The sequence below is a fragment of the Longicatena sp. 210702-DFI.1.196 genome (assembly GCF_020563125.1).
GTDB lineage: Bacteria > Bacillota_I > Bacilli_A > Erysipelotrichales > Erysipelotrichaceae > Longicatena > Longicatena caecimuris.
Genome location: NZ_JAJCPX010000061.1, coordinates 1 through 10,392 on the forward strand (window position 1 = coordinate 1; position 10,392 = coordinate 10,392).

13 protein-coding genes and 1 pseudogene are annotated in these 10,392 nt (G+C 45.0%); 5 read left to right on the plus strand and 9 right to left on the minus strand.

From position 1 onward, the window contains the following. Window positions 1-55 precede the first annotated feature (55 nt). From LI241_RS15015 to LI241_RS15055, 9 genes and pseudogenes are all read right to left on the minus strand, one after another. Window positions 56-1,021 (minus strand): annotated as a pseudogene (locus LI241_RS15015) (VirB4-like conjugal transfer ATPase, CD1110 family); the annotation flags it as partial. Next, the gene (locus LI241_RS15020; RefSeq protein WP_002604479.1) at window positions 981-1,373 is read right to left on the minus strand and encodes a PrgI family protein; all 393 of its coding nucleotides are present in this window, start codon (window positions 1,371-1,373) and stop codon (window positions 981-983) included. The gene LI241_RS15020 and the pseudogene LI241_RS15015, both read right to left, overlap by 41 nt. Before the next feature lies 1 nt (window position 1,374). Then, a complete protein-coding gene (locus LI241_RS15025; protein WP_002604480.1) occupies window positions 1,375-1,923 on the minus strand; it encodes an MT-A70 family methyltransferase in 549 nt (182 codons plus the stop codon). A gap of 10 nt (window positions 1,924-1,933) precedes the next feature. Next, window positions 1,934-2,785, minus strand: a complete 852-nt coding sequence (locus tag LI241_RS15030) for a VirB6/TrbL-like conjugal transfer protein, CD1112 family (RefSeq protein WP_003502113.1) — start codon at window positions 2,783-2,785, stop codon at window positions 1,934-1,936. Between the two features lie 85 nt (window positions 2,786-2,870). Further along, complete coding sequence (locus LI241_RS15035) at window positions 2,871-3,086, minus strand: Maff2 family mobile element protein (protein WP_002604482.1); 216 nt, start codon at window positions 3,084-3,086, stop codon at window positions 2,871-2,873. A 67-nt stretch (window positions 3,087-3,153) separates the two neighbouring features. After that, window positions 3,154-4,935, minus strand: coding sequence for a VirD4-like conjugal transfer protein, CD1115 family (locus LI241_RS15040; RefSeq protein ID WP_227151414.1), 1,782 nt, complete (start codon window positions 4,933-4,935; stop codon window positions 3,154-3,156). Further along, window positions 4,932-5,405 (minus strand): PcfB family protein, encoded by a 474-nt coding sequence (locus LI241_RS15045; RefSeq protein ID WP_002604484.1) that lies wholly within the window; start codon window positions 5,403-5,405, stop codon window positions 4,932-4,934. The genes LI241_RS15040 and LI241_RS15045 overlap by 4 nt, the downstream gene beginning before the upstream one ends. 36 nt (window positions 5,406-5,441) lie before the next feature. Further along, window positions 5,442-6,386: a DUF6017 domain-containing protein gene (locus LI241_RS15050; protein WP_002604485.1), complete on the minus strand. Its 945-nt coding sequence runs from the start codon at window positions 6,384-6,386 to the stop codon at window positions 5,442-5,444. Window positions 6,387-6,514: 128 nt separating this feature from the next. Continuing rightward, a complete protein-coding gene (locus LI241_RS15055) occupies window positions 6,515-6,733 on the minus strand; it encodes a hypothetical protein (RefSeq protein ID WP_002604486.1) in 219 nt (72 codons plus the stop codon). Window positions 6,734-6,810: 77 nt separating this feature from the next. Here LI241_RS15055 and LI241_RS15060 point away from each other — a divergent pair, with 77 nt between their 5' ends. From LI241_RS15060 to LI241_RS16015, 5 genes are read left to right on the plus strand one after another with little or no spacing between them, the layout of a single operon-like run. Further along, complete coding sequence (locus LI241_RS15060) at window positions 6,811-7,323, plus strand: B12-binding domain-containing protein (RefSeq protein WP_227151416.1); 513 nt, start codon at window positions 6,811-6,813, stop codon at window positions 7,321-7,323. A gap of 16 nt (window positions 7,324-7,339) precedes the next feature. Next, window positions 7,340-8,794, plus strand: a complete 1,455-nt coding sequence (locus tag LI241_RS15065; RefSeq protein WP_008689457.1) for an ASKHA domain-containing protein — start codon at window positions 7,340-7,342, stop codon at window positions 8,792-8,794. Further along, window positions 8,791-9,441 carry a DUF1638 domain-containing protein gene (locus LI241_RS15070; protein WP_008689456.1) on the plus strand — a complete coding sequence of 217 codons (651 nt, stop codon included), beginning with the start codon at window positions 8,791-8,793 and terminating at the stop codon, window positions 9,439-9,441. Before LI241_RS15065 ends, LI241_RS15070 begins: the two co-directional genes overlap by 4 nt. Next, the gene (locus tag LI241_RS15075) at window positions 9,438-9,755 is read left to right on the plus strand and encodes a GTP-binding protein (protein ID WP_255616582.1); all 318 of its coding nucleotides are present in this window, start codon (window positions 9,438-9,440) and stop codon (window positions 9,753-9,755) included. The genes LI241_RS15070 and LI241_RS15075 overlap by 4 nt, the downstream gene beginning before the upstream one ends. Further along, complete coding sequence (locus LI241_RS16015; protein WP_256191961.1) at window positions 9,698-10,366, plus strand: GTP-binding protein; 669 nt, start codon at window positions 9,698-9,700, stop codon at window positions 10,364-10,366. Before LI241_RS15075 ends, LI241_RS16015 begins: the two co-directional genes overlap by 58 nt. Window positions 10,367-10,392 lie beyond the last annotated feature (26 nt).

Sequence of the window (10,392 nt, forward strand, 5' to 3'; positions counted from 1 at the left end):
AGTGCCTGATTTTGTCCTTCAACCACGAAGGCTTTGTTCAGGAACGAGTCGCACTTATATCCATATCGTAGCCGCTGCGGATTGCCTTTTTCTGTTCCTCGATTTTCATACGGTCAAGGTCGGTGATTTTCCGCTTGATCGTCTTGATCGCTTCGTTGTGGTCGATACTCTGAATGTGCAGATTGACGACAATCCCGTTTTCCGCTTCCATGAAGTCGGCAAGCATACGGTCTGAAAGTTCCGGCGCGGCAATCTGCAAAAAGGAAACCGCGCCAAACTTCCCGCCCATTTGAAACATTCGCCCGTCGCCAAAACGGAAAGAGGACGGGGCAATAAAGTCTTTGACGGAAAGGCCGCTTACGGGTAGCCATTCCCACGCAAAGTTGAAGCGTTCCCCGTCCGGGTGGAAAAGCCCATGCAGCACTTCAAGCCGCTGCTTCCCGTCCAATACCCGCGCCGCCGCGCCGATCACCTTAAAATGGTTGAGGGTGTCCGTTTCGATACGGGCAAGCCGCGCCCGCGCCGATTTAATATCTTTTGCTTCAATGGTAAAGGTGAGAAACTTTGTCTTGATAAGCCCGTTGTTGCCGCGTTCAAGCTGTGTTTGCAGCATTTCGGTGTATTCGGCTCTGATACTGTCAAAGTCGTCATTCTGTGGGGCAATCGTGATACTGCTCTTGAAATCCTCCTTGTTCGCATGGCGGCTGATTAAGGAAAGCTGCACACTGATAGAAGCGTCAAAAGAGTTATACATATCGCAAAGGGCTTCAAAAATGGCGGTCTTGTCGTCCGGCTGCGCAAGCTGATAGTTAATATCTTCAAACTCAATGCACTTGGAATACCGCCCGTTTGCAAGGCGGCAAATCCCGTCCTTATACATTCGTTCAAACGGTATGCTGTCCTGCGCCGTATGGGGCTTCCCGTCGCCCTTTGACTGCCGGATAAGCGCGTCGATCTGTTTCTTTTCCTGCCGCGTAAGTTTACGCTTTTTGTTTTGGGTCTTTCCCTTTTCCTTTGACAATCGCCCGTACCTCCTTATCTAATCGCTCCTGCCGCGCAAGGGCGGTATAAAAATTGTTGGTCTGATAAGGTCGCTCTTTGGGGCGAAGAAACTTCACTTCCACAAATTGCCGTATAATCACTTCCAGCGGTTGCCCGTTCTTCTCGTACATAGCGAGTAGGAACATGGGCAGCATGGCAAGCACCATGCACAAAGCCGCCGTTGTCGTTCCCGCGCTGTCCTTTGTCAAAAAGAATAGCGGTAGCCCGATAGCCACCGCCGCGCCGAAACAGAGTAATTGTCTTTTGGTAAGGTTGAACATTACCTTGCTCTTGATTTTGGTTAAATCCTTTGGGACGGTTACATACGCCATTTCAAACCTCCTTTCCGGCAAACCGTATGTCGCTTTTGATTTCATTTCCCCATACGTCCCAACCAGGGGTATGCTGCCTTGCAAACAGTTCAATACGCGGTAGGTCGCCCATAAGGGCAAGTATCTTTTCCCGCGTTATATCCGGCTTTTTGCTGTGCTGCTCAACAGGGGAAATAATAAATTGATGTACCTTGTTTGATTGTCGCTTCGGGTGTCCTTTGGTAGCAAGCAAGCAGATTTCCGCATTTCCTCGCGTCCAAAAGCCCAAGCCATAAAACCAAGTGGGCGATTTCCGATTTTGCTTTAACCATACAAAGGCAACGGATTTATAGGTAAATCCCCAAGCCTTGATTAACTGCAACGCTTCTTTAAGCTGCGGGAACGTCGCCCATAGGAATAAAATACAGTCCTTATCCGCAATTTCTTTGACGGGTAAAGCGCAAAGTTCCTCAATACTCATAGTGGGATAGTGCTTTTCCGCTGCGCCCTGTACCTTGCTTCTCGCGTATCTCCAAGGGGGATCGGCGTAAATGATTTTGTATTTCTTCATCTGCACCCCCTTAATGCGCGCTGAATACGGATTTTGCAAGGCTTCCCGTTTTGAAAAGCGTAAAACACAAGAGGACGGTATAGCCCATGCAAGACCAGATCGCGCCGGATATGTCATCGGTTGCTGCGATTGTCTGTATCAAAACCGCATAAATACCGACGCACACAAGAATTAGAAAAGCCTGAAAACCGAGGGCAAGCAAGGATTTTAAGTAGTTCTGTCCCATGCCGCCCCATTCACGATTTACCATTGTCGCAACGGGGATAGGGGCGATACTCGTTACAAGGTATATTTCAATCATGCGCCCGTACACCACCAGCATGATACAGATAGACAACGCTTTCATGGTAAGCCCCACAAAGAGTGATTGAAACCATAGCCCCAAAAGCCCGCCGACGCTCATAGCGTCCAGCTTTGCTTCTATATCGGTGATAACGGTTGCAATATCTATGCTTGTGTCGGATATGATAACGCCCGCGCTGTCGTTGACGACGCTCTGTGTAATGTCAAATACGCCCATGACGATGTTCCAAGTATTTGTTACCAGCAGCACCGCAACAAAGGTTTTGAAAATCCACTTGAAGAAAATCCAAGTGTCGAGATCGTGCAGATTGTTTTTCTCAATTACAAGCTGGATTAGTTCGTAGCACATGACAAAGGTAATGATAACGCCCGCAATCGGCACAATGACGTTTTCCGATAGGCTGCGTATCATATTGAATATGCCCGCGTTCCACCCGGCGGGGGTTGTGCCGACTTGCGTTGCGATTTCTCCAACCTCTGTATTTACGCTGTCGAACAGCCCGGAGAGATTAGAGAGTATTCCGTCTGTCAAAATGCCGCGAAACCAATCTTCAATCATCTGCCATATCAAAAGCTAATCCCTCCTTTCCCGCGCCCTCCCGCGTGAAGCGGGAGAGCGCGGCGGGTAGTGTTAGTTTGTGGCATTATCCAAACAGGCCGGAGAGCAGCGGGACAAGGGTAAGGCCGATAAGGGCAACGCCGCCGCCCGCCATCAACTGTTTCATGCCCTGCGACTTCGCGCCGGGGTTATCGTTGCCGTACCCCTCCATGAGGTTAATGCCGCCCCAAATGCCAAGTCCTGCGCCAAGCGCGATTACCAAAGTCTGCAATACGTCAACTGCGCTGTTGAAAAAATCCATATAAACCTCGCTTTCTGCCGCTAAAACGGCTCAAAAAATGTTGTTGGAAATAAAAATGCCGCCGTTTTTATTCGGCGGCTGCGTCCTCGTCGGACAAATCTATTTCGTATATGTCAAAGGGTTCGTCGGGCTTTACGATTGCCGGACGGGTGGACATATACCGTTCAACGTCAAAAGCGTTTTTCTTGTCGAAGTCGGAAAGGTATTTGTAGTTCGGGTGCTGCGTTATATCGTACTTATCGCTGAAAAAGGGGCGCACGCCGCGCAACTGCAAAATACATTTTCCTCCGTCCATAACTTCGATTTCGTCCTGTGTCATCAACTCCTTTCCCAATTTCTGATAATTGAGGCCATGAGAAACCTGCGTGCCGCGATTTTCGGAAGTGTTGAAACTGTCGATTGTTTCACGTCCCAAGTTCTCCGAAATATCCTTTGCATTTTTCCCGCGCCCTCCCAAAAACAAGGTGCTGTCGGCATTGTCAAGTATGATTTCTGCCGCGTCCTTGTAAATGGCTTTTAGCTGGCTCTGCGATTGCAGAATGATAGAAGCCGAGATTTCCCGGCTGCGGATTGTGGCAATCAATTTTTCAAACTGCGGGATTTGTCCAATGTTTGCAAACTCGTCTAACAGGCAGCGAACATGAACCGGCAGCTTGCCGCCGTATTCGTCGTCGGCCTTGTCGCACAAGAGATTAAATAACTGCGATTGCAGCATAGCGATAACAAAATTAAACGTGCTGTCCGTATCGCTCATAATCAAAAACAAAGCTGTTTTTCTGTCGCCTAACGTGTCAAGTTCTAATTCGTCGTAGGACATAAGATCGCGCAATTCCTTTATATCAAAAGGAGCGAGCCTCGCACCGCAAGAAATGAGGATTGATTTTGCGGTTTTGCCCGCCGCCAATTTATATTTTCGGTACTGCTTCACCGCGAAATGGTCGGGGTCGCGTTCTTCCAAGTCGGCAAACAGCAAATCGACGGGGCTTTGATATTCCTCGTCGTCCTCGCGGGCTTCGCTGGCGTTGATAAGTTCCAACAGGGTAATAAAGTTCATTTCCTCGGCGGGGGCTTCGTACCAGATGTAGCCCACCAACGCGCAATACAAAAGCCGTTCTGCCTTTACCCAAAAATCCTCCGCGCTTTTTTCTCCCTCACCTTTGGTATTCGCTATCAACGTATTTACCAGCTTCAAAATATCTTTCTCGCTGCGGATATACACAAAGGGGTTGTAGTGCATAGATTTTTTGAAGTTAATCGTATTCAGTACCTTAATGCGGTAGCCCGCCCGTTGCAGCAGCTTCCCGCACTCAATCAAAACCGTACCTTTCGGGTCGGTTAAGACGTAAGAGGAATGAAGCTGCATTAGATTAGGTTTGACAAAAAATCTTGTTTTTCCGCTGCCGCTGCCGCCGATCACGACGACGTTCTTATTTCTCGCGTACTTCGGCTGCTTCGGGCGGCTGTTCATGGTAAGCCGTTCCGTCTGCGTCAAAATGATGTTGTTTTGGAAATCCGGGTCTATGTAGGGCTTTATATCTTCGGCGTTTCCCCATCGGGCAGAGCCGTACTCCGCGCCCTTGCGGTATTTCTTCGCGTTTTTCCCTTTGACATAGACTATCAAGCGGATAATCACCGCACCGACAATGCCGACAAGCAAATCCAACGGGTAAACGCTCGGCAAGGCGTTTTCAAAGGCTGCGGAAAATCCTTGTGTGATATTCAGTATCTTTGCAGAAATATCCGCGCCGGGGGCAAGCCGCACCGCCTGTCCGACTTTATCAAAGAGATAGACAAAGAACACATAGGGGATATTCGGAAGTATCAGCTTTTTGTAGTTGATCTGCTTCATATCTCGCGCCCCCTGTCCATTTTCTTTACCTTGTCGCGGGCGGCGTTAAGCTGCTTCGCCTTGTCCTTTGCAGCGGCAAGGGCTTTGCGGATAGAGGGCTTTTTCTCCCGGTTCAGCTTCTTTGCGGAAAACTCTTGAAACGCTGCGGTCATAACGTCCGCGTCCCGGCCTTTGAAAAACACAAGGTAACGGGTCTGCTCGCCCTTAACCTTTTTTAGCGAAAAATCTATGTTGTATTTCTTCGCCGTACTCTCAAAGGCTTTAATATTGCTGTCGGTGATCTCGATGTTGGAAACACCCGCGTTCTGCTTCATAAGCTGCCGCATGGTCTGTTTCCCATGCGCGGGTTTGCTTTTCTGCTCCAAAAACTTTTGGATTGCTTTCTGTAACGCCTGTTCGGTAAGCCGCGCCGCGCCTTTTCCCACTTTGACGTATAGGGCAATCGTTTTTTGGGTTACTTCCTCCTGCAAGGTATCAACTCCTTTCCCGGTAAAGTGCGGCTATGCTCATTCGCCGCCGTATAAGTCGTGATTGACAAGGGCGGTATAGTAGCTGTCAATGGTACTCGGCGCGTTGAACAGCACCGCTTTTAGATACTGCTTGATGTTGCGCACTTTGGTTGTGTTCTCCCTCATGCAATCCAAAACAAACTCAATATGGCTGCTGTTCAGCTTCAAAAACTTGGATTTCACCAATTCGGCGGGGTAGTCGTCCCCGGCAATACGGATTGTCTTTCGGGCTGTGCAGACGGTTTCCAGCATAAGGTCAACAATCTCGTCCAAACGGTCTTTGTCAATTTTGCAGTTTTGAATGAGATGGTCGTATTCGATATTGTCCTTGATAATCTCCCTGTAAATCTCTACTGCGCTATTGCTTTTCGCTTCCGTTCTTTTCCTTTCCGGCGGCGTAGCCGCTTCGCCATGCGCAAAGGGCAAGGGGTTTAGGGAATGGAAAGGAATGGAATCGGTACTTGATAAATCAGTAATTGATTGTTCTTTACTTAATATATCTTTATTTAATTGCGTTGGATTTTCCAACGTAGGTTTTTCCTGCGTAGGTTTTTCCAACGTTGGATTATCCAATGTTGGATTTTCCAATGTAGGTAAATCCAATATAGGCGGCTGTCCGCCGCTGGTAGCTGCTTCCGGCTCTCGCGGCTGCGGCTGCTCGTATATGACGTAATCTGCGCCCCGCAAGCGTCCCTTTTCGTCGCGCTCCCGGCTGCGCACGATATATCCGGCTTTTTCGAGTTCCTTTACCGCTTCGCGGATTGCGTCGATCTTCTCCCGGTTGATATGGGATAAGCCCGCAAGGGTATAATCCCAATCTTCGGGCAGCGAAAGCATTTGCGACAACAAGCCCTTTGCCTTTAAGGACAATTCCTTGTTTCGCAAGTGGTGGTTGCTCATAACGGTATATCCCGTATTTCGCTCCACTCTGAAAACTGCCATATTTCCTCACTTCCTCTCTTGGTATGCGTGGACAATTAGAAAGCCGTTTTCGGCTGTTTTGGTATTGCAATATGCCCTTTGCCGTTTTCGCGTCTGCAAAGCCGCATGGCACAAGGGCTTTTGCCCGTCTATTTGTCCATGCTGGCGTGCGTTTTCCGCGTCCTTTTGCCGGGGCAATAGGGACACTCTTTGAAAACGCAAAACTCATATTTCCACCCGGGGCGGTAGAAACGGCAAGTGCCGCAATCTTCATCATCTCCGGCACAACCGGATTGATAGCGGTCAAATCCCGGCTTCTGCTGCATGAGCAATTCAAACGCCCGCTGCTTGCCCTTTGTGAAATACATTCCGGCTGCACCTCCTTTCCTGCGGGCATAAAAAAACGGCGTTACTTTCTCCCCCAAAGGGGTTAAGGTAACGCCGTTTGTGTGCGTATTCAGTTTTTAACACATTCCCTGTCTATCCGCTGTCCGCAAAACCATTGATTTTATTAGCTTTTTGCCGCTATCGCTATCACACCTCATTATTAATTGGCCCTGAATTATTGAAACATAACGTTGAGACGAAAGGAATCATTGTATTAGGTACTGTTAAGACGGATTTACATGATATTGGTAAAAATCTTGTAGGATTGATGTTGAAATCAAAAGGTTTTGAAGTGATTGATCTGGGGGTAGATGTTGCGCCAGAAAAATTTGTTGAAGCGGTAAAGACCTATCAGCCCGATTATGTATGCATGTCGGCTTTGCTGACGACCTCAATGCCATCCATGAAACAAACGGTGGAAGCATTAATTGCTGCCGGATTACGCGATAGCGTTAAGATTTGTGTAGGGGGAGCACCGGTCACCTTGGCATATTGCCAACAAATTGGTGCCGATATTTATGAACCCGATGCGATAACCTTAGCGCAGCGATTGCTTGACTTATCATCATAAGATAAAGAAAGATAGTATGATGAAACTAAGCTTTAAAAAAGCGGAACCGTTTTGGTCAACGTTGTCAGAAAATTCTTGTCTGTCTGCGGCATGTGCTGGAAATCAGACATGCGGGAAATGCCGTATTACGCTTGTACAAGGAACGATGCCAATAACGGATACGGAAAAAAGGCTGTTAAGCAAAGAGGAAATTAAGGCCGGAATACGTTTGGCGTGCTGTCATGAAAAAGCTGAAGAAGATATAGCAATTTCAATTAATCAAGAAACCGGATTTCGCATTCTGGGTTCTTTGCAAAAACAAGTATTTGCGAATAAAACACAAAAGGGCATCGGCATTGCGATTGATTTAGGAACTACTACCGTGGTAATGGCATATATCGATCGCAAAACCGGGGAGGTTTTATGGGAAGATGCCTTTGTAAATCCACAGCGTAGTTTCGGCGCTGATGTCATAACGAGAATTCAATATTGTAATGAACATGGGGTAGAATCATTACAAAGTATTCTCTTGCAGCGGATGAAAAAGAGCATTCAAACATTTCAAAGCTGCTTTCAAAAAGAAATATCTTGCATGTATGTTTGCGGGAATCCTGCCATGGTGCATATCTTTCAAGGCGTTGATCCCAGAAAAATCAGTGAATATCCATATACTTGTCCTATTACAGAAACACAGATCCTTACGGATAATTGGTTTCAATTACCTATGACGGTACCTATCACGATCTTACCCCATTTTTCAGCCTTTGTCGGAGGCGATATTTTAGCCGGTATTATTTCCTTAAGTACGCGTATGAAGGAGCATACGATGCTGCTTGATTTGGGGACGAATGGTGAATTGGTCTTATGTCATCACGGGAAGATGTATGTGACGTCAACGGCTGCCGGACCTGCCTTTGAAGGTGGGAATATGAAACATGGAATGGCAGCAACCGATGGTGCGATTTATCAAATTCGTTACGAAAACGGTTGGTGCTTTAACACAATTGGAAATACGAAACCAATCGGCATTTGCGGTAGTGGCTATATGGAAGGAATTGCTGAATTATTAAGAATGAAGGATATGGATGAAACCGGTTATTTAAAACAAACATGTCAATTATCTGCAAATGTTTCCATTGTACAAGAAGATATTCGCAATTTTCAATTGGCTAAGTCGGCCATTCGTACCGGTATCGAAAGCTTATTAGCCACATGTCAATTAACAGCATCGGATATTCAACATGTTTATATCGCAGGTGGTTTTGGAAAAGCATTAAAGATACAGACATTGATTACTCTGGGTATCTTACCGGCAGCATTTCTTGGACGTTGCTCCATAATTGGTAACAGTGCTTTGCAAGGAACTATTCAAATCATGCAAACAAATGCGCTGTCAAAAGCAGAAACTTTACAGAAAGAAGGTGTCTGTGTGGAATTGGCACAACAAGAAGGCTTCATGGATACCTATATGGAGCATATGTGGTTCTTATGAAACAAATCATAGCATGTGAAATTTTTCGTCCTTTTTTTGATAAGATCAAGCAGCAACTGCCATATGCCTATACGATAACTTATGTAACCATCGCATCACATAATCATCCTTCACTGCTTCACGATAAACTACAGAGTCTTTGTGATGAAGCATACGATGCAGATGAAATTATTTTGTTGTATGGCATTTGTGGAAATGCAATTGAAGGCCTTTGTGCCAGAACCTGTGATATGTATGTTCCAAGGGTACATGACTGTTTTGCGCTCTTATGTGATGATAACTGTGCTGAGGATTTACAGGTTAAAAATGCATGTTGGAGATGCTTATCAAATATGGATGGCAATGATCAAAATAAGGAATATGCATCTTATATTGAAAGCTATGGAAAAGAAATGGCAGATTATGTAATGCATATGCTGTATCATGAGCAAACGTTATTGTACGTCACGTTTCATACTCAAAAAGACAATGAGAATATAGCGAACTTAAAGGAAACTCATAAAGTTGAAGTAATAGAGGGAACATTGGATAAGCTGAAAAATATATTATTACCAAAAGATGGGCAAGGACTTCTCCATGTGCGAAAGGGAAATAAGATATGTTGTCTTTATGATATGGTAGAGGTCATGAAGGAAAAAAGCATATGAAAATTATTTGTGTCCATGGCTTTTTAGGAAGCGGGAAGACTACCTTGATTAAACGATTGATTACCCTTTTAAAAGGGCAGCGAATCGGACTTTGTATCAATGAGTTTGGTAGTGTGAACATTGATCAAGAAGAATTTAAAGGGATGTCGATTCCTATGACAGAGATTCATCATGGTTCTATCTATTGTACTTGTCGTCAATATGATTTTCTAGATAAGTTGCAACAGATGTTGTCTTTTGATTTGTCCTATATTGAATTGAAACGAGCGGTTTCAGTGATCCAAGTACGCAAAAATCAACGTTTGCTTATTTAAGGAAACAGGGATATATATTCTCAATATGCAATATTACTGTTGTAGATGCAGTGACGTTTGAAAAATGGAGTCGGGTAGTGCCTTTATTACATCGTCAACTTCAACAGTCGGATTATATTATAATAAATAAAATATCTTTCGTGACTAAGCAAAAAAAGCAAACATTACATATACATTTAGAGAGTATCTATCAGACACCAATAATAGAAACGGATTATTGTCAAATTCCTTTACAAATCTTGACCGATCATTATACAAATAAAGCAAATGAAGAAATAATTCATCAGAAATATATGGATTTATCTTCTACAGTGTGCCTAATTGCTAAAGATATGTCTTTAAGTAAATTACTTAAATATTTGGAAATATTACAAGATAAAATTTTTCGAGCAAAAGGTTATTTACATTTAGCTGAGGGTGCTTTCTATATAGAACTTGCAGGGGATCAATTATCTTGGAAAAGCATAGATGGAAAGAAAGATAATCTGCTTGTCATTTTGTATTCTGCACGTTTCACATCAAGTTCTGAAATAGCTTCAACATTACATTCAAAGATATGGGAGGTGCGTGAGAATGATTCGGCAAATACTGAAAAAAGCAACAAACAATGAGGTTTTGAATGAAAAAGAAGCGTTGG

Excerpts from the sequence above, each read along its gene's own strand:
- LI241_RS15020 (WP_002604479.1), bottom strand. The coding sequence starts at position 1,373 with ATGGCGTATGTAACCGTCCCAAAGGATTTAACCAAAATCAAGAGCAAG.
- LI241_RS15025 (WP_002604480.1), bottom strand. The coding sequence starts at position 1,923 with ATGAAGAAATACAAAATCATTTACGCCGATCCCCCTTGGAGATACGCG.
- LI241_RS15030 (WP_003502113.1), bottom strand. The coding sequence starts at position 2,785 with ATGATTGAAGATTGGTTTCGCGGCATTTTGACAGACGGAATACTCTCT.
- LI241_RS15035 (WP_002604482.1), bottom strand. The coding sequence starts at position 3,086 with ATGGATTTTTTCAACAGCGCAGTTGACGTATTGCAGACTTTGGTAATC.
- LI241_RS15040 (WP_227151414.1), bottom strand. The coding sequence starts at position 4,935 with ATGAAGCAGATCAACTACAAAAAGCTGATACTTCCGAATATCCCCTAT.
- LI241_RS15050 (WP_002604485.1), bottom strand. The coding sequence starts at position 6,386 with ATGGCAGTTTTCAGAGTGGAGCGAAATACGGGATATACCGTTATGAGC.
- LI241_RS15055 (WP_002604486.1), bottom strand. The coding sequence starts at position 6,733 with ATGTATTTCACAAAGGGCAAGCAGCGGGCGTTTGAATTGCTCATGCAG.
- LI241_RS15065 (WP_008689457.1), top strand. The coding sequence starts at position 7,340 with ATGATGAAACTAAGCTTTAAAAAAGCGGAACCGTTTTGGTCAACGTTG.
- LI241_RS15070 (WP_008689456.1), top strand. The coding sequence starts at position 8,791 with ATGAAACAAATCATAGCATGTGAAATTTTTCGTCCTTTTTTTGATAAG.
- LI241_RS15075 (WP_255616582.1), top strand. The coding sequence starts at position 9,438 with ATGAAAATTATTTGTGTCCATGGCTTTTTAGGAAGCGGGAAGACTACC.